11 protein-coding genes are annotated in these 18,960 nt (G+C 63.4%); 9 read left to right on the top strand and 2 right to left on the bottom strand.

The features are described from left to right. Window positions 1-359 precede the first annotated feature (359 nt). Window positions 360-707 (top strand): hypothetical protein, encoded by a 348-nt coding sequence (locus ACQKI2_RS01870; protein ID WP_427378031.1) that lies wholly within the window; start codon window positions 360-362, stop codon window positions 705-707. 156 nt (window positions 708-863) lie between these two features. On the opposite strand, the gene ACQKI2_RS01865 is transcribed toward ACQKI2_RS01870, so the two are convergent. Continuing rightward, window positions 864-1,628: a crotonase/enoyl-CoA hydratase family protein gene (locus tag ACQKI2_RS01865; RefSeq protein WP_427378030.1), complete on the bottom strand. Its 765-nt coding sequence runs from the start codon at window positions 1,626-1,628 to the stop codon at window positions 864-866. A gap of 108 nt (window positions 1,629-1,736) precedes the next feature. On the opposite strand from ACQKI2_RS01865, the gene ACQKI2_RS01860 reads away from it, so the two are divergent. The 5 genes from ACQKI2_RS01860 to eda all read left to right on the top strand — a co-directional run bounded on the left by ACQKI2_RS01860 (window position 1,737) and on the right by eda (window position 6,075). Then, the gene (locus ACQKI2_RS01860) at window positions 1,737-2,930 is read left to right on the top strand and encodes an acyl-CoA dehydrogenase family protein (protein ID WP_427378029.1); all 1,194 of its coding nucleotides are present in this window, start codon (window positions 1,737-1,739) and stop codon (window positions 2,928-2,930) included. 5 nt (window positions 2,931-2,935) lie between these two features. Continuing rightward, window positions 2,936-3,982 carry an acyl-CoA dehydrogenase family protein gene (locus ACQKI2_RS01855; protein ID WP_427378028.1) on the top strand — a complete coding sequence of 349 codons (1,047 nt, stop codon included), beginning with the start codon at window positions 2,936-2,938 and terminating at the stop codon, window positions 3,980-3,982. Window positions 3,983-4,102: 120 nt separating this feature from the next. Further along, entirely contained in the window at window positions 4,103-4,657 is a 555-nt protein-coding gene (locus ACQKI2_RS01850; RefSeq protein WP_427378027.1) for a hypothetical protein, read from the top strand. Further along, a complete protein-coding gene (locus ACQKI2_RS01845) occupies window positions 4,654-5,283 on the top strand; it encodes a GNAT family N-acetyltransferase (RefSeq protein ID WP_427378026.1) in 630 nt (209 codons plus the stop codon). Before ACQKI2_RS01850 ends, ACQKI2_RS01845 begins: the two co-directional genes overlap by 4 nt. 156 nt (window positions 5,284-5,439) lie before the next feature. Then, the gene (gene eda, locus ACQKI2_RS01840; protein WP_427378025.1) at window positions 5,440-6,075 is read left to right on the top strand and encodes a bifunctional 4-hydroxy-2-oxoglutarate aldolase/2-dehydro-3-deoxy-phosphogluconate aldolase; all 636 of its coding nucleotides are present in this window, start codon (window positions 5,440-5,442) and stop codon (window positions 6,073-6,075) included. Window positions 6,076-6,088: 13 nt separating this feature from the next. Here the strand turns inward: eda and ACQKI2_RS01835 are convergent, their stop codons facing one another. Continuing rightward, complete coding sequence (locus ACQKI2_RS01835; protein ID WP_427378024.1) at window positions 6,089-7,621, bottom strand: lipopolysaccharide biosynthesis protein; 1,533 nt, start codon at window positions 7,619-7,621, stop codon at window positions 6,089-6,091. A 551-nt stretch (window positions 7,622-8,172) separates the two neighbouring features. Between ACQKI2_RS01835 and ACQKI2_RS01830 the strand changes: the two genes are divergently transcribed. The 3 genes from ACQKI2_RS01830 to ACQKI2_RS01820 are packed head-to-tail and all read left to right on the top strand — an operon-like array spanning window position 8,173 to window position 18,957. After that, complete coding sequence (locus ACQKI2_RS01830; RefSeq protein WP_427378023.1) at window positions 8,173-9,840, top strand: formyltransferase family protein; 1,668 nt, start codon at window positions 8,173-8,175, stop codon at window positions 9,838-9,840. Beyond that, window positions 9,804-12,722 (top strand): MupA/Atu3671 family FMN-dependent luciferase-like monooxygenase, encoded by a 2,919-nt coding sequence (locus tag ACQKI2_RS01825; RefSeq protein WP_427378022.1) that lies wholly within the window; start codon window positions 9,804-9,806, stop codon window positions 12,720-12,722. The genes ACQKI2_RS01830 and ACQKI2_RS01825 overlap by 37 nt, the downstream gene beginning before the upstream one ends. Then, complete coding sequence (locus tag ACQKI2_RS01820) at window positions 12,688-18,957, top strand: type I polyketide synthase (protein ID WP_427378021.1); 6,270 nt, start codon at window positions 12,688-12,690, stop codon at window positions 18,955-18,957. The genes ACQKI2_RS01825 and ACQKI2_RS01820 overlap by 35 nt, the downstream gene beginning before the upstream one ends. The last annotated feature ends 3 nt before the right edge of the window (window positions 18,958-18,960 follow it).

Here is an 18,960-nt window from a genome sequence, read left to right as displayed (position 1 = left end):
CCGACCAGGCGCGGCGAGCCCGGCCCGCTTCGCCTGAGCTACGCAAGAGCTCCGCTCAGCGGGCCTTGACCACCCACCCCCAACCAGAAAGAAAGGCGAACAGAGTCTCCAATTAAACGGCCCGGATCAGGGGGCTGGGTCAGGATGTGTCGCGTCGGATTTCGGCTTTTGGCCTCTATCCGACCTACGGGGCAAGCCCAAACGGTTAGCGAGTTCTTAAGGAACTCGTGGGAATTTTTCGGTCAATCATGAAGCAAAGAATTTGCGGAAGCGGGCGGTCTGATGGGGCGCGTCTGGCTGTTTCCGTGTGGGGTGCTTCGTGATGCCGGTGCCCTTGCGAACTATTATGGAGATGACCCGTGTCGCAAACTGCCTATCTGGTTTCCTGCGAAATTCTGTGCGGCGAGGGGAGCGATGGCGCCCTTGAAGGCATGGATAGCGCGTATGTGATTGTTGGCGTCTATGCTGCCAATGACGAAGAAGCGATGACCAAGATCGAAGCCTCGCTCGAGGAAGAAGGTTATGGCCTGGTGGAGGCCGACTGGATTGCCCCGGCCGCCGACATGGAATGGGAAGACGAAGAAGCCGCCGCCGAAGCCGCCGACCTGGTGGCGCGCCTGGCGACCATTCCGGACGAGGTGGTCTATGGGCCGCTCTACCCCACGGTGGAGGAAGACGAGGACGAAGAAGTCGAAGAGGCCGCCTGAGGGCGCGTCCTGATTGGTTAGACTGGGAAAAGGAAACGGCCACTCCGGGGAGTGGCCGTTTTTTTGTCCGATAATTAGTGGGCGTTCGTTTCGGGACGGCGTTGCGCGCCCTCACCCCCAACCCCCTCTCCCTAAAGGGCGAGGGGGCTTTTTAGGTTACTTGCCCTTCCAGACCGGGGCGCGTTTTTCGATGAAGGCGCGGGGGCCTTCCTTATAGTCTTCGGTGGTGACGAGGCTGGCGAAGGCCTTGCCGGAGTCTTTCCAGAGTTCCTCGTCCGACTTGGTGAAGGCGTCGAGGGCGACCGTGCGGCTGGCGAAGACGGCGAGCGGGGCGTTGGCGGTGATGCGGGCGGCGAGCTTTTCGGCCTCGGCCATCACTTGCGCTTCGGGGACGACCTTGTTGACCATGCCGAGCTCATACGCGCGCAGGGAAGAGAGCGGGTCGCCGGTCAGGATGGCTTCCAGCGCGGCTGCCTTGCCGATCTGGCGGGGGAGGCGGAAGAGGCCGCCAGCGCCGGCGACGAGCGAACGCTTGACTTCCGGCAGGCCGAAATTGGTGTCGTCAGCGGCGACGATCAGGTCGCAGGAGAGGGCGATCTCTGTGCCGCCGGCGAGGGCGGAACCTGTGATGGCGGCGATCAGCGGCTTGGTGCGCTCGCGGCGGGCGATGCCGGCGAAGCCGCCTTTCTTGGTGGAGAGGGCGCCGCCATTGCCGGCGGAGATTTCTTTGAGGTCTGCGCCCGCGCAGAAAGCCTTGCCGACGGCGGTGAGGATGCCGACCCAGACTTCGGGGTCTGCTTCCATCTGGTCGAGCGCGGCTTCCATGGTGGCGGCCATTTCGCCGTTGATGGCGTTGCGGGCTTCCGGGCGGTTCATCGTGATGATCGCGACGTTGCCTTTTTTGACGTATTCGACGGGCATTCTGGTGTCTCCCTGATATTGAGTAGCGTGGAGCTAAGAGGGTTTCCGCAACGTCGCGCAAGAACCCCTCTTGCGCGACGTTGGGGCAAGCCGCCACAGAGTTGCGTCATGAAGCTGACACTCGACCCCCAATATGAAGCCTTTCGCGAAGAGGTCTCCCAGACCCTTGCGAAGAACGCCCACCTTGCGCCCACGGCAGACGACAAGGGGTATAAGAACCCCAAGCGTCTCGCCTGGCAGAAATTCCTGATCGAGAACGGCCTCGCCGCCCGGACGATCCCGAAGGAATATGGCGGCTATGGCGCCGAGCCGGACATCCTGAAGGCGCGCATCATTGCCGAGGAATTTGCCCGCACGCGCATGCCCGGCCCGATGGCGGGGCAGGGCATCTCGATGTTCGTGCCGACGCTGCTGGAGCTGGGCACCGAGGCGCAGAAGCAAGCCTATATCCGCCCGACGATCCATGGCGAGATGATCTGGTGCCAGGGCTATTCGGAGCCGGGCGCAGGATCAGACCTTGCCGCGCTGCGCACGAGCGCTGTGGAAGACGGCGACCATTACATCATCAACGGCTCCAAGATCTGGACCTCGACGGCGAAACAGGCCGACATGATCTTCTGCCTTGTACGGACAGACCCGAACGCGAAGAAGCATGAGGGCATCACCTATATCACCTTCCCGATGAGCACGCCGGGGATCGAGGTGCGCCCGCTGGTCGACATGACGGGCACCGCGAATTTCAATGAGGTGTTCTTCACCGATGTGCGCGTGCCGAAAAGCGGCGTGATCTTTGCGCCCAACAAGGGCTGGCAGGTGGCGAATGCCACGCTGACGCATGAGCGCGGGATGCTGGGCGATCCGAACGCGACCAAAGCGCGGCTGCTGGAACTCATTGCGCTGATGAAGGCTGAGACCGTGAACGGCGAGCGCCTGATCGACAATCCAGTGCTGCGCGACCGGCTGATGAAGCTGCAGGGCGAAGTGTATGCGATGCAGGCCAATGGCCTGCGCATCACCACGAGCCGCCTGCAGGGGCAGCCGGCAGGGCTGGCGGGGCTGGTGGTGAAGCTGCAGGGGTGTGATCTCAACCATGAGATTGCGCGCCTTGCCATCGATGCGCTGGGCGAGCTCGGCATCCTCTATGAGGAGGGCGAGCATCTGCGCAGCGGGGGCACCTGGCAGTGGCGGTATATGTACGACCTCGGACTGATCATCGGGGGCGGCACGGCCCAGATCCAGAAGAACATCATTGCGGAACGCGGCCTCGACATGCCGCGTGAGCCGAAGCTGGCGAAGGCATAAGACACATGGAATTTGCACTTTCTGAAGACCAGCGCATGCTGCAGGACAGCCTGAAGGGCGTCCTCAATGATGCGGCTTCCCTTGACCGTATCCGGAAGATCGCTGTGGGCGATGCCGGGGAGAGCGCCGTGCTGGACGGGGCACTTACGGAGTTTGGCCTTGCGGCGCTGATGGTACCCGAAGCGGCTGGCGGGCTGGGGCTGGGCGCGCTGGACGCCTGCCTCGTGCAGGAGGCGCTGGGCTATAATGTGGCGCCGTCGCGTTTCCTAGCCACGACAGTGGCGGCGCGGGCGCTGGCGGGGCACGCGGATGTACTGGGCGCCATTGCGGCGGGCGAGGCGAAGTTTGCCCTGGCGCTGACGGAGGTTTCCTCCCGGCGCGATGGCGCGGGTGTGGAGTTGAAGGGCGGCAAGCTCAGCGGCAAATCCCTGCTGGCGCAATCGGCGGACGGGGCAACGCATATCCTGGTGGCTGATACCGCCGGGGCGTGGCATTCGGTTTCTGCGGCAGATGCCAGCGTGACCGGGATGCAGACGATTGACCGGACACGGACGTTCCATGAGATCGCGCTGGACGGGGCCAAGCCGCTGGCGAGCGTGACGCCGGGCGTGGAAGTGCTGGCGCTGGCGCGGCTGCTGGTGTCGGCCGATACCCTCGGCGCGGCGCAGGCGATGATCGACAAGGCGGTGGCCTATGCCAAGGAGCGCCAGCAATTTGGCCGGGTGATCGGCTCGTTCCAGGCGGTCAAGCATATGTGTGCGGAGATGGCGGCGAAGCTGGAGCCGGCGCGGGCGCTGATCTGGCATGCGGCCCATGCGCTGGATATCGCCGATGAGGAAGGCCCGACGATGGCCAACCTCGCCAAGGCGCATCTGGCAGAGGTGGGCACGTTCGTGGCGCGCACGTCGACCGAGGTGCATGGCGGCATGGGCTTCACCGATCTGGTTGGTCTCCACTACTGGTACAAGCGCATCGGCGTGAACCGGCAATTGCTGGGCAGCCCGGAGCAGGCGCGCCAGACAGCGGCCGAACTACAAGGACTGGTTGTATAATCTGAGACAGTCTTAAAAATTACACAACCTGATCGCGAGTTTCGGCTTGCGATTAACCATGGGTTGTGTATTCACTTCTGCAGAATACACGCACTGGTCGTATTCTGCAGAGGGTGATTTATGTCTGATATCTTGATCGACTATGCGCGGCTGGCAAAGCGCGCTGACGAGTTTGGTTTTCGCCGGGGAGAGTTCCTGGAGCTGAAGGCGGGCCTGCGCCTGGCCGAGGAGCTGACCGGGCAGACCATGGCGACGCCGGAATCGATCACCTGGATCGACAGCCTGACGGGCATGACGGGCTGGGTGACGGGCGATCCGGTAGACGGGATTTTCATTTCCGTGCCGCTGTCGGCGGCGGGCGTTGCGGCGGTGCGCGATGGCAGCTTCGTGCCCGCATGGCCGTCGCTGGGCCATATCTGCTGTGAGGGAGAGCTCTGCGGCGGCATCTATATCGGCGTCTATGCGGGCGCGAACAAGGACGCCCGGCGCCGGGTGATGATGGCTGCGGCCGTGATCCGCGTGGATGGTTTCGCGGCCGTACCCTGCTTTGCGCGCGGGGCGACGGAGGATGGCAAGCGCTCGATGGCGTCGCTGGGGTTCCAGCCGATCGAGGGTGGGCTGAGCGATCTCTGGGGGCAGGAGCCGCTGCCGCAATCACGGGAGGATGCCGCTTGAGCCGCTATCCATCGATTGGTGAGCTTGTGCTGGCGCGGCCCCTGCCGGAGGGCGCGCTGGAGACATTCTCGGCCCGCCCCGCGCGAACCCTGGAAGAGTATCAGCAGGCGATGGCCATCCGCGCGGCGGTGTACATGGCTGAGCAGGATTGCCCGTATGACGAAGAGTATGACGGCAATGATTTCACGGCCACGCATATGGTGGTCTATGCCGGCGCGCGCCCTATCGGAACCATCCGTGTGCGGTGGTTTGCGGGGTTTGCGAAGGTGGAGCGGACCTCGATCCTGCCGGCTTTCCGGGGGACGCCCGCGCTGAAGGTACTGCTGGCGGAGACGTTCGAGATCATTGCGCGGAAGGGATACCGGCTGGCGCTGGCGCAGATACAGGCGCGGCTCTGGCCAACCTGGAGCCGGGTGTTCCGGTGCCGTCTGGTGAGCGGGCGGGAGGGGTTTGCCTTTTCGGGGTATGACTATGCCGAGATGGAAATCCCCGTGCCGCGCCATCCCGAGGTGTTGAGTGTGCGGGCTGATCCGTTGCAGGTGATCCGGCCGGAGGGCGCCTGGGACGCACCGGGGGTACTGGACAGGTCCGCCGGGCGGCCAACCGATGGGGCGCAGGCGGCGTAGGGCTGGGTGAGCGTTCCTGCTGCGCGCTTTGACACCGGGGGCATTTTACGGGATGGGTGCTTGTCATCCTGGGCGACACGGGCCACAACAACGTTGACAGCGGCGCGCCGGTGGACGGCGTGGCTCGATCATCGACTGACTGCCGGGACCTGATGCATGACTGACGCCATCCAGAAACTTGATGCCGCCGCAAAGCGTGCGCCGCTTGTGCCGGTGCTGGTGGTGGATTCGGCGGCTTCGGCGGCGCCTCTGGCGCTGGCGCTGGCGGAAGCGGGCGTGACGATTGCGGAAGTGACGCTGCGAACCGCAGACGGGCTGAAGGTGATCGAGGCGATGCGCAAGGCGGCGCCGGAGTTGATCGTCGGGGCGGGTACGGTGCTGACCGGGCGGGATGTTGAGGCGGCGCTGAATGCGGGCGCGGAATTTCTCGTGTCGCCCGGCATGTCGCCGGGTTTGCGGGCGGCGCTGGGGGGGCGGGAGCATCTGATGATCCCCGGCGTGGCAACGGCGAGCGAGGCGATGGCGCGATCCGAGGAAGGGTTTCAGCGGCTGAAGCTGTTCCCGGCGGCGATTGCCGGCGGGGTGCCCGCGCTGAAGGCGCTGGCCGGGCCGCTGCCACATCTGAAGTTCATGCCGACGGGCGGCATCACGGAAGGCGAGGTGGCGTCTTATCTGGCGCAGCCGAACGTGTTTGCGGTGGGCGGTTCCTGGATCGCCGGCCAGGCGGATATCGCGGCGGGCAACTGGGCGAAGATCACGGCCACGGCGCAGCGCCTGCTGACACCGGCCTGAGGCGCGGGCTGCTTCAGCGGATGCCGAAGCGCGCGAGTTTCGGCTTGATCTTCTCTGCCGCGCTCAGCGCTGACCGCTCGATCCCTTCGGGGCGGCCGCTGACAATCCAGAACAGCGTATGGGCGGCGGCATAGGCCAGCGCGCCGGCAAGCGACAGGATGCCAACCGTCAGCACATTGCCGGAGAAGGTATCGGAGAATTCCGCAAGCGGTCGGACGAAGAGGACCACGCCGATCATCACGGCGGTGGAGAGGATCGACCGGCTGAAATTCTTTAGCTGATCGACGATGCTGATCTGGATCAGCCCCTTGAGGAAGTAGAGATTGATGACCGTGGCGATAAAGGTGGAGACTGCATAGGCGGCAAGGAAGCCGATGAAGTCATACAGCCAGGTGCCCAGCAGCAGGCAGCTGACCTGGATAATGAGCACGACCACATCCCGCTTCAGCATCAGATTTGTGCGGCTGAGCGCCATGGCGACCGAGCGGATCGGGCCGGTGGCGAGCAGCAGGCCGGTGCAGGGCGCGTAGAACTGGACAATGACGATGGCGAGTTCCCAGCCGGGGCCCAGCAGCAGCGGGATCATCGGATCAGCGACCAGCGCAAGGCCGAATCCGACCGGCATGGCGAGGGCGACCGTGGCCGACTGCGCCTTCAGATAGGCGTGGCGGAAGCGGTAGATATCGTCGGAGAGCCGGCTGAAGGCTGAAAACAGCGACCGCATGATCGGCACGAGAATGAGGTAGGAGATGTCGGAAGACAGCTTGTTGCCGATATGGACCTGGCCGAGGGTGCCCTGGCCAAACCTTCGGCCAGCGATCAGATTTACGCTTTCGGCTGTCAGGCGGCTGACGATCATGCTGAGGCCAAGCCAGATCGAATAGTCGAAGAGGCGCTTGGGCGAGCGGAGCGACAGGCGCGGCAGCTTGCGATAGGTGAGGTAGGTCAGGATCATCGCCGCCAGGGTGCCGGCGAGGAGGCCGATGACGAAGGCCCAGTAGGATTTCCACATCAGCGCGACCGAAACGCTGACAATCACCTGAACCGTCTTGGAGATGATTTCGGTGATGACATCCCAGGTAAAGTTCAATGAGCGGGCGAAATTCTCGAAATACGGATTTCTCAGCCCAAAGAGCATCACGTTCAGGGTGAGGGCGATGATGACACCAGAAACTTCCGGCATCTTGAAGATCATCGCCATGGGCTGAGCAATGGCCAGGAGCAGCAGTGATACCAGAATGGAACGGATGATCGAGATGGTCCAGGCGGTGTCGAACTCATCATCGGTGGGCGACTGGAGGGCAATCAGGGCCTGAGTGACCGGCAGATCCAGCAGGCCCGCCAGGATGCCCATGATCGCCATGGCGAGGGCAATGACGCCGAAATCCTCCGGCACCAGAATGCGCGCCAGGATGATTGTCCCCGTAAAACCAAGGCCATAGCTGGATATCTTGGCAAGGCCGAGCCAGGCCGCTGCCCGCAGAACCTGCCGGGAGGACACCTCTTGGTCTTGGGCCGGGGCCGCCGGGCTCTGATCACTCGTCATGGGCGTATCTTTGTGTGTTTCAGTTCGAAACGTAATCCGGAAGGCGGGGTCAGTATGAGATTCTTGTGCCAAGGCGCATGTCTTTGGCCGGTGAGGAGTAGAAGCGAGCCAAGTGTTTCGGAAGTCTGAAGATTTTGGAACTGTGGGGGGTATGGCAGCGCAGGGAGCACGGCGTCCCCATCCTTTGGTTTAAATCCTGCATGGGTTTAACCGTGCCGGCTGGGGAGGGGTACGCTGGCAAAAATCTGACGGTATGCGCAATATTCCGGAGTGCATGCAGGCAGAAAGCGTGAAGGGAATATCATTGTCTGTTCATTTCCGGCGTAAGGGGCCGGACCAGGGCGAACAGGGATCAGGCGAAGGGGAAACCGTCTGTTGGGAGGAAAGCGGGAGGCGCATTCGGCCTATTTCGAACGAATTTCAACTTATAACTTTTACCAAACCTGATCGAATGTGACCTAGTGAGAAAGGCCGCTGGCTTGATCGATGCTTAGCGTCGAGGTAACCTGTGGATGGGGAATTTGTAGTAAAACACGTATAGTGGGTGGTTCGTGAACAATATTCGTGCGCTTTTCGTGGGCGATGGCCCGCTATTGCTTCAATGCATGGATGCCTATGTGGCGTCGGGCGGCCAGGTGGCGGCAATCGTTACTCAGGACGGGGCCATTGCCAGCCATGGGGACGCGGCGGGCATGCGTGTGCTGGACAAGAGTTCGGTCAACACCGGCGAGCTTGAAGCGCTCGACTTCGATTATCTTCTCAGTATTGCCAATCTCGACATGTTGCCCGAGGCGCTGCTGAAGCGGGCCCGCAAGATGGCGATCAATTTTCATGATGGCCCCCTGCCGCGCTATGCAGGTCTGAACGCCACTTCCTGGGCCATTCTGGGCGGCGAGACCGGCCATGGCGTAACCTGGCATGAGATGACCGCCGAGGCGGATATGGGCGGCATCGTTGAGGCCGCGCCCGTCGCGATGGACCCGAACGACACCGCCTTCAGCCTGAATGCCAAATGTTTCGAGGCGGGCCTTGCCGCCTTCAAGGCGATGATCCCCGCGCTTCTGGCGGGCAGTGTTTCGCTGCGGGCGCAGGAAGGCGGGCGGACCTATTTCGGCCGCTACAAACGCCCCGAGGCGGCAGCGACGCTGCGCTTTGACGTTCCGGTGGACCGGACGCTGGCCCTTTCGCGTGCGATGTCGTTCGGTCCGTACACCAACACGCTGTCTTTCCTGAAGCTGTGGACGGGGCAGCGCGTGCTGCTGGTGGGCGATGTGGAGGCGGCCGGGGACGCGGCGTCTGCTGCGCCCAACGGCACCGTGATTGCGCAGGAGGATGATGGCATCGTCGTGGCCGCAGAGGGCGGCAAGCTGCTGCGTGTCAAAGGGCTGACCTGCACGCGGGGCGTGATGGTCATTCCGGCGCAGGCGGACGATCTGCGCATCGGCGCGCGCCTGCCGGACCTGTCGGCAGACGAGATTGCCGAACTGGGGCGCCACACGGTGGCAGCGGCGAAGGCGGAGACATTCTGGATGGCGCACAGCGCCCGCGCTGTGGCCAGCGAGGCGGCGCCCTATCCCCGCGCCATGAAGCCTGCCGGGGGCGAGCATAAATTCGTTCTGGACGCGCGCGGTGATGTGGCGCTTGGCGTGGCGGCGCTGGCCGCATGGTCTGCACATGTGGGCGGCGGCGCTTCGGCGGCGATTGCATTCCATAACAGCGCGCAATGGGCCGGCCTGGGCCGGTTTGCCGCGTGGTTTACGCCTTGGCGGCCGCTGGTGCTGGATGTCGCCGGGGCGACCAAGGGCGGAGATCTGGTGGCGCACGCGCGCGCGCTGGCAGATGCCGCGAAGGACAAGGCGCCGCTGGCATGTGACGCCTATATGCGCCGGGCGCGGTCTGAGCGCGCGCAAGGCCGCGCCGATGATTTCACGCTGGCTGTTGCCCTGGGCAATGAGGCGCCAAAACATCCGAGTGCGGACATTGTTCTGCGCGCCGGCGATGATGGGCTGACGCTGCATGTGTCTGCGGCTGCATATGATGCCGATGTGGCAGAGACGCTGGCCGGGCATATCGGGACGGCGCTGGCCACCCTGCGAGATCTGCCTGAGCAGACCCTGACGCAGATGGACGTGCGCCCGGCGGCGGAACGCGAAGTTCTGGCCGGATTTGAGGGGGGCAGTCGGTGGCTGTGCCCTTCGTTTCGATGCATCAGGGGGTGACCAATCAGACCGCCCGCACGCCGGACCGGATTGCGCTGCGTACCCGCGGTGCGTCGATGACGTATACGGAGCTTGATGCGGCTTCAAACCTTGTTGCAGAACAACTGATGTCGCACGGTGTGCGCCCAGGCGAGACCGTGGGCGTGTGCATGAACCGGTCGATCGACATGGTTGTTGCGCTTCTGGCCGTGCTGAAGACGGGCTGCGCTTATGTGCCACTGGATCCGGCCTATCCGGCAGACCGGCTGGACTTCATGCTGGAAGACAGCCAGTCGCGCTTCGTGATCATTGACGCGCCTGGCGCGCAGGAGGGCGTGCGCGCCCAGCAGCTGACATTTGGCGATCTGCGCGGCGGCGGGACCAGCGGCTGGCGCCCTGTGGATGTCGGCCCGCAGGACCTAGCTTATCTCATCTATACTTCCGGCTCCACCGGCCGCCCGAAAGGCGTAAAGGTTCAGCATGGCGCGCTGGCGAATTTCTTCGCGGCGATGGATGTGCGCCTTCCGTACAAGGATGGCGATACATGGCTGGCCGTGACCAGCCCCAACTTCGACATCTCCGTGCTGGAGCTGTTCTGGACGTTGTCTCGCGGTCTGACTGTGGCGCTGCATGGCGCCGAAGCGCGCAAGGCGAAGCCGTTCAGCCTGTTCTATTTTGCCGCGTCTTCCTCGGCCAATGATGATCAGTACAAGCTGTTGTTTGCAGGTGCGCGGTTTGCTGACGAAAATGGGTTTGAGGCCATCTGGACGCCGGAGCGCCACTTCCATGATTTTGGCGGCTCCTATCCCAACCCGGCGGTGACGAGCGCAGCGCTGGCCTCGATTACCAAGCGGGTGCATATCCGCGCGGGCAGCTGCGTGTTGCCGCTGCATCATCCGGTCCGCGTAGCTGAAGACTGGTCGGTTGTGGACAATATTTCGGGCGGGCGTGTTGGGCTGGCCATTGCCACTGGCTGGCAGCCGAACGATTTCGTTCTGGCTCCGGATAATTTCGCCAAGCGCAAGGAAACCCTGAACGAGCGGATTGATATCCTGAAACGTTTGTGGCGCGGGGAGGCGGTTCCTTTCGTCAATCCCAATGGCGTTGAAGTGCCCACCCGCACGCAGCCGCGACCGGTTCAGAAAGAGCTGCCGATCTGGCTGACAATTGCCAAGGCGCCGGAAGCGTTCGAGAGCGCCGGCCGCCAGGGATATAATGTGCTGACGCATCTTCTGGGCATGTCGGTCGCTGAGCTTGGCGGCAACGTCGCCAAGTATCGTGAGGCGTGGAAGAAGGCCGGGCATGCGGGCGAAGGCCGGGTGACGCTGATGCTACACTCTTTCGTGGGCGACACGGACGAGGGCGTTCGCGAGGTCGTCCGTGAGCCGATGAAGAATTATCTGCGCACAGCCGTTGATCTTGTGCGCGATGCCGCCTGGACATTTCCCACCCTGGTGCAGCGCGGGCAGGCGACGGGCCGTACCGCGCAGGAAGTGATGGATGCCGAGCCGCTCACCCCGGAGGAAATGGACGCGCTGCTTGACCATGCGTTCGAGCGTTATTTCCAGACGAGCGGTCTTTTCGGCTCAGTGGAAACCTGCGCCGAGATGGCGCGCCGCGTCCACGGCATTGGCGTGGACGAGATCGGCTGTCTGGTTGACTTCGGTGTGGATCAGGATCTGGCCATCGAGCATCTGCCCTACCTGCGCCGCGTGATGGACCGGGCCGGCGCGTTGCCGTCGCATGAGGGGCGCCATACAGTGGCCGAAGACCTGGAATTCTTTGGCGCGTCTCATCTTCAGTGTACCCCTTCCATGGCGATGATGCTGGGCGGGGAGCGTGACCGGCTGGCCGGCCTGCAGGTGATCTGCGTGGGCGGTGAAGCGCTGCCGATGGAGCTGGCCAAGTCCCTTCGGGCAAATGCTCCGCAAGCGAAACTGTTCAATATGTATGGCCCGACCGAGACGACGATCTGGTCGACCATGTGTGATATCGGCGAGGTGGGGGATTTCATTCCGCTGGGCGAAGCGCTGCTCAACACCACGCTGCGCATTGACTCCGCCTCCGGGCATCCTCAACCGGCGCTGGCCGCAGGCGAGCTGCTGATCGGCGGGGATGGCGTAACGTTGGGTTATTGGAACCGCCCGGAACTGACGGCGGAGCGGTTTGTGACACTGGCAGACCGGCCCGGCGAGCTGATGTACCGCACGGGCGATCTTGTGCGCCGCCATGTCGATGGCAAGCTGGAATTCCTTGGGCGGATCGACCATCAGGTGAAGCTGCGGGGCCACCGGATCGAGCTTGGCGAGATCGAGGCGGCACTGATGGCCCAGGAGGACATCAACCAGGCTGTGGTGGTTGCGCTGGGCGATACCAGCGAGAGCAAGCGCCTGGTGGCCTACTGCGTGGTGAAGCCCGGCGTCGAGCTGGACACGAAAGCGCTGCGTGCGGAACTTTCACACAGCCTGCCGGAAATCATGGTGCCGGCGCAGATTGTTGTTCTCAGCGGTCTGCCGCTGACACCGAATGGCAAGATCGACCGGAAGGCGCTACCGGCGCCAGAAGCCGTGGTGCAAGGTGCCGTCGAGACGCCGACTGACGAAGTGGAGCAGAAGCTGGCGGCCCTGTGGGGCGAGCTGCTGGGCCTTTCGGCCGTGGATGTGAACGCCAACTTCTTTGATCTGGGCGGGCATTCCCTGCTGGCATTCCAGATGCTGCGCCGTGTGCAGAGCGAATTTTCCGGCGCTGTGACGATCACGGATGTCTTCCGTTTCCCGACGGTTCGCACGCTTGCTGCCCGCATTCGGGGCGGCGGCAGCGATGACAAGGATAAGCCGAACACGGGCATCGGCCGGGCGCAGGCACGCCTTGCCGCGCGCCGCCGCGATCCTGCCGGGGCTTGATGGCATGGCGGATGAGAACAGCATCGCCATCGTTGGCATGGCCGGGCATTTTCCCGGCGCCCGGTCAGTTCGTGAATACTGGTCCATGCTGGAAGCGGGCCGGGACGCGACCCGCTGGCTGACGCCGGAGGAGCTGCTGGCGGCGGGGGAGTCCTTCGCTGCCATCCAGGATCCGCGTTACATCCGGGCGACGATGGCCCTGCCGGACATGGAAATGTTCGATGCAGGTTTCTTCGGCTTCAGTCCTCGGGAAGCAGCGATCCTGGATCCGCAGCACAGGCATTTCCTGGAATGCTGCTGGGAGGCGCTGGAAGACGCAGGCCATATGCCTGCGGATGAATTTGACGGCGCTGTCGGCGTGTTTGGTGGATGCGGGATGCAGGCCTATCTTGCGTTCAATCTGCTCTCCAATCCTGAACTGGTTGAGAGCGAGGGCATGTTCCTCCTGCGCCACACCGGCAATGACAAGGACTTCCTGACAACGCGGGTGTCCTATCTGCTGAACCTGCACGGCCCGAGCGTCGGCATCCAGACGGCGTGTTCCACATCTCTGGTGGCGATCCACATGGCGGTGCAGAGCCTTCTGGCGCGCGAATGCGATATGGCGCTGGCGGGCGGGGCGAGCATCGATCTGCCGCATGGCCGCGGTTATCGGTATGCGGAAGGTGAAATCCTGTCCTCAACGGGGCGTTGCCGCGCCTTTGACGACGAAGCGGATGGCACGCTGTTTGGTAGCGGCGCGGCCGTGGTGGCGCTGCGCCGTCTCGATGATGCGCTGCGCGATGGCGACAATATCCATGCGGTGATCCTTGGCTCTGCCATCAACAATGATGGCGCGCGCAAGGCCGGCTATCTGGCGCCGAGCATTGACGGGCAGGCGATGGCCGCGGCCGAAGCGCTGGCGATTGCCGGTGTGGAGCCGGGGAGCGTGGACTATATCGAAGCGCACGGCACGGGCACGCTGGTGGGCGACCCCATCGAGCTGTCGGCGCTTCAGCAGGCTTATGGCGATGCTGCGCCTGGCTCCATCGGGATCGGCTCTGTAAAGACGAATATCGGCCACCTGGATACAGCGGCGGGCATTGCCTCTCTGATCAAGGTTGTGCTGGCGATGCGCGGCGAAAAGCTGCCTGCAACGCTCAATTTCTCCAAGCCCAACAGCCGGTTTGATTTTGTGCGCAGCCCGTTCCAGGTGGTTGGTGAGCAGAAGGAATGGCGCCGCAACGCCAAGCCGCGCCGGGCGAGCATCAACTCTCTTGGGGTTGGCGGAACGAACGCGCATGTCGTGATAGAGGAGCCGCCCGTGCGCGCGCCCCTGATGGCGTCAGGGCCGCAGATCATCACGCTGTCTGCAAAAACACGGGTTTCGCTTGAGGGACTCGTCGCCAAATGGCGCGATTTTGCCGAAACGCCGGGACCGGATTTCTGTATCGCCAATTCCGCGTTCACCACCCAGACAGGCCGGAAGCATTTTGCGCACCGGGCCACCGTGGTCGCCGCCAATGCGCACGAACTGGCCGAGCAGCTTTCGCCGAATGGCCCCTGGCGGCGCACGGCGTCCGTTGCGAAGGATGCCAAGCCGCGCATCGTTTTCATGTTTCCCGGTGGCGGCGCGCAATATCCCAACGCGGCCCGATCGCTCTATGAGAACAATACGGTTTTCCGCGGCGCCGTTGAGGACTGTTTCAAGATCCTTGAGGCAGGCCTTGCCAAAGAGATCCGCAGGCTGATGTTTGACTCCTCTGAGTTCAAGCAAGACTCTGTGGCGCTGGAGAGGCCGACCTATTCTTTGCTGGCGGTGTTTATTGTCGAGTATGCACTCTCCAAACTCTGGCAAAGCTGGGGGGTGAAGCCAGACGCCGTGATCGGTCATAGCGCAGGCGAGTATGCTGCCGCTGTGCTGGCCGGTATCATGTCGCTCGAAGATGCGATTGGCATCGTTCTCGTGCGCGGCGAAGTTTTCGAGACGGCGCCTGCGGGCGGTATGATCAGTGTTCAGGATGATGAAGCGCGTGTGCGCGCCCTCATCGGCGAGGATCTGGATATCGCGGTGCTGAACTCGCCGCAGGTGACGGTCGTGTCCGGCGCGGACGCGCCGCTGGCGGCGTTTTCAAAACGTCTTGAGGCGGAGGGAATCAAGCATGCGCCCGTGCGTATCAAGGTGGCGGCGCATTCGCGGATGCTGGACAGCGGGCTGGCGCGCTTCCGCGCGCGGCTTGACAAGGCGAAGCTGTCACCGCCGAAGATCGAGTTCATCAACAATCTTGTCGGCGCGCCGGCCAACCCGCAGGAACTGGCGGCATCCGACTATTGGGTAAACCATCTGCGCGGCTGTGTGCGGTTTGCTGACGGGCTTTCAGCGGCGCTGTCTAAGCCTGAGACAATTCTGGTGGAGATCGGGCCGGGACAGGCGCTGTGCGCCTTGGCCGGTCTGGCGCAGGCCGAGCATTCCCCGCGCGGCGTGGTGGCGAGCCTGCCAACGGCTGTCGAGCAGCTTGATGCGGAATCCTTTGCGCTGTCGGCGTTCGGCCATCTCTGGTCGTTGGGCGTGCCTGTTGATTTTGCGCGTGTACGGAAGGGGGAAGGCCAGCGGAAGGTTTCGGTGCCAACTTATGCTTTCGAGCGTCAGCGGCACTGGATTGAGCCTGGAAAAGGCAAGGCGGCTGCCGAGACGGATGAGCCCCAGATATTCCGGGCTTCGGATGTAAAAGACTGGTTCGAGGCGCGGGTGTTCGATGCCGCGCCGGTGGAAGCCGCCGCGCATGGCGCCCGCACGCATATCGTGTTCAGTGACGGCAGCGATTTTGCCGCTGAGGCTATCAGCCGGCTGCGCGCGCGCGGTGATACATGTGTTCTCGTGCGCCATGATCCTGATGCGGCGGTGCCCCGGCAGACGGGGGGCGACTTTGTATTCAATGCGGGCGCGCAGGATTATTCGGGGCTGATTGAAGAGCTTTCCAAAGCTGTCGAGACGCCGGATTCTGTCATATTCCTCTGGCCGCTGATCTTTTCGGGGAGGGAGGGATCCCTCGGCGCGTTTGAGGCGAGCTTCGCCCTGGCAAAGGCGTTGCAGCTTTCCGGCTGGGCAGAAAAGGCGCTTTTCCTTGCCGCGACACAGAATGCTCTAGCGGCTGAAGAAGGCAATGCGTGTGACGCGATGCAGGCAGGCGTTTTCGGGCCATGGCGGATGTTGAGCGCCGAGCAGTCGGGTGTGCGGGCGCGTGTGGTGGATTTCGATGCTGCTGACGAGCCTGCGCTGAGCGCCAGTGCAATCATCAGTGAGCTGGATTCTACGGGGGATGCCGCCGTAACCGCCTGGCGCCATGGCCAGCGCCTTGCACCCACCCTGAAGCGGGGGGCTGCGGCGCAGCTGCGCCCGGCGCTGCGCGAAAAGGGCGTTTATCTGATCACGGGCGGTCTGGGCGGCATTGGTCTCGAACTGGCGCGGTATCTCGCCGGGGCGGTGAAAGCGCGGCTGGTGTTGACCGGGCGGACCCCGGCGCCGGCGCGTGAAAGCTGGAGCCGTCTGGCGGCGGGGTGGGGCGCGCCAGCCGATGTGGCGCGGGCGCGCGATCTGCTGGCGCTGGAAGACCTCGGCGGCGAAGTGCTGGTGGTGGCGGCGGACGTGGCCAGCCAGACGTCGATGGACGCCGTGCTGGCACAGGCGCGCGAGCGGTTCGGCGCGGTAAACGGCGTTTTCCACGCAGCCGGCATGATTGATGACGCGCCTATGGCGATGAAATCTCTGGATGAGGCGCGCCGGGTGCTTTCGGCCAAGGCAGAAGGCGCGCGTGTTCTGGACCGTCTGTTGCCGGACGGTACGCTGGATGTTTTCGCGGTATTCTCCTCCACCAGCGTGCTGATCACGCCGCCGGGACAGAGCGATTATGTGGCGGGTAATGCGATTGCCGAAGCTGTGGCGGCTTCGCGCAAGGACGGCATGGTCATCACCTGGGGTGTCTGGGCCGATATCGGCATGGCCAAACGCGCCGCCGATGCCGGCGCTGTTGGCAATGCCGGCTCCGTGCATCCGCTGCTGGGCGCCCGGCAGGAAACGAAGGACGGCACGCTGCAGTTTGCAGAGACCTATTCGGAGGCGACCCTCTGGACACTGAGCGAGCACAGGATTGGCGACATTGCTGTGCTGCCCGGCGCGGCTTACGTAGAGATTGCGAGTGCGGCGGCGTTGAGCGCGGGCCTTGGGGATGCCATCGAGATCAGCCAGATAAGCTATGTTGCACCGCTGGCGATCCGGCCTCGCCAATCCCGCCAGGTGCGCACAACGCTTACGCCGCTGGAGGAGGATGGCTTCCGCATTGAGGTGGAGAGCCGGGCGCATGCTGGGGAGACCTGGCTGCTGCATTTCGATGCGCAGGTGGCAAAGCGGACATCCGCGCAAAGCCCGGTAGCCACAGCTTCCTGCAACACGGGGCTCGATGCCGGACGCCTGACGCTGGCCGAGCGCGGCGTCGGCTTTGGACCGCGCTGGAGAAATGTGGCGCGCGCGGCCACAGGCGACGGCGCCGTCAGCGCCGCATTTGCTCTGCCCAAAGAATTTTCAGGCGATCTGAAAACGTACCGCATCCATCCGGCGCTGTTCGACACCAGCTTTGCAGCGGGGCTCTTCCTGTTGGAGAATGATGTAAAGCGCGGGGTGTTTGCGCCGGTATCGATTGAATCGGTCCGGGTTTTCCGGGCGCTGACCAGCGAATTCTCGGCGGAGAGCCGGCTGACATCGCAGAGCGAGGACGCCGCCACCTTTGATGTGGACCTTGTAGACACGAACGGTGCGGTGCTGCTTGAAATCCGGGGGGCGTCGTTCAAGCGCGTGACTTTTGGCGGGGAAATCCCCGCAGTTCCGGACATGTCTGCACCCGTACGGGATCGTCTGCTGGCGGAAGGGATCCGCGCGGCCGAGGCGCAGGCGATGTTTGCGCAGCTCTTTGCGCAGGGTGGGCGCTCATTCGTTGTATCGCCAGTTTCCGTGGCGCAGATACTGCGGGCCACCAACGGGCCCGCCATGGCAGCAAAGTCTGCGTCTTCCGAAAGCCGGGTGATGACGGGCGGCGATCCGGTGGAGCAACGCCTTGCGCAGATGTGTTCGGAAATTCTGGGCGTTGAAACGCTGGGTCTTGATGAGGAGTTCCTGTCTTATGGTGGGGGATCTCTGACGGGCGTGCGGCTGTTTGCGCGTATCCGGCGCGAGATGGGTGTGGAACTGGCGCTCAGCGCGCTGCTGCAGGCGCCGACGATCCGTACACTGGCCGTCCTGGTTCGGGAGAAAATGCCTGACCAGCCCGAACAAGCGGCCGCAAAGGAAGAGCCTGCGGCGGCGCCCGCCGCACATGTGCCGCAGCCAAAGAAGACATCTGAAGCGCCAAAATCACCAGCGGGCAAACCGCCGGCAAAGAGCCGCTGGACGCCTCTGGTGCGGATGGCGCCCGGAGCGCCGGGCGTAAAGCCGGTCTTCCTCATTCACGGGGCAGGCGGCAACATACTCTGGTTCAAACCGCTCGCGGATCGTCTGCGCGGCGACACGCCCATCTACGGGATTGAAGCGCAGGGCATCGACGGGACGTTACCCTTCCTTGAGACGGTTGAAGAGATGGCGGAACTTTATATCCGTCATATGCTGACGGTTGATCCGCAGGGGCCTTACCGGCTGGTCGGCTATTCCGGCGGCGGCGTGATTGCTGTGGAGATGGCGCACCAGCTGCGGCGCAGCGGCCGGGAGGTTGAGCTTCTCGCCATGCTGGACACGCTTGCGCCCCAGGAAGCCTCCATACCGCTCAGTCTGGCCGATAAGATTGGTATGCTGACGAAGCTGGACGGCGCGTATCTCGCGCGCCGGATGAGTCATCATGGCGGGCGTCTCAAGGAAAAGATTCAGGCCAGGCTGGCCGGTAATGGCGAACATCAGGGTAAATCCCAGATCGAGTTGCTGTCGGAACAATGCGAAACTGTGTATCTTGAGGCGCAGGGGCGCTATTTCCCTGAGCCCTATGATGGCAATGTTCTTCTGTTCAGAGCGGAGCGCACCAGCGCGATGTTTGCAAGGTCGGGCGAGAGGCTCGGCTGGCAGGGATTGATTACCGGGAAGCTGGATATCGTCACACTGGATGCCTACCATGACACCTTGTTGGCCGATGGCAGTATCGGGGTGATCGTCGAGGAGCTTCAGCGGCGTCTGGCGGTGCTGAATGCCCGGAAGATTGAACAATTTGAGGACGCTTGAAGT

It is taken from the genome of Hyphomonas sp. NPDC076881, assembly GCF_050269995.1.
GTDB lineage: Bacteria > Pseudomonadota > Alphaproteobacteria > Caulobacterales > Hyphomonadaceae > Hyphomonas.
Note: the sequence above shows the minus strand (reverse complement) of the source record. Positions and strands in the feature narration are given on the sequence as shown.

Bases quoted from the DNA above. Each gene is read 5' to 3' on its own strand.
- ACQKI2_RS01850 (WP_427378027.1), top strand. From the start codon at position 4,103: ATGTCTGATATCTTGATCGACTATGCGCGGCTGGCAAAGCGCGCTGAC.
- ACQKI2_RS01860 (WP_427378029.1), top strand. From the start codon at position 1,737: ATGAAGCTGACACTCGACCCCCAATATGAAGCCTTTCGCGAAGAGGTC.
- ACQKI2_RS01865 (WP_427378030.1), bottom strand. From the start codon at position 1,628: ATGCCCGTCGAATACGTCAAAAAAGGCAACGTCGCGATCATCACGATG.
- eda (WP_427378025.1), top strand. From the start codon at position 5,440: ATGACTGACGCCATCCAGAAACTTGATGCCGCCGCAAAGCGTGCGCCG.
- ACQKI2_RS01855 (WP_427378028.1), top strand. From the start codon at position 2,936: ATGGAATTTGCACTTTCTGAAGACCAGCGCATGCTGCAGGACAGCCTG.
- ACQKI2_RS01835 (WP_427378024.1), bottom strand. From the start codon at position 7,621: ATGACGAGTGATCAGAGCCCGGCGGCCCCGGCCCAAGACCAAGAGGTG.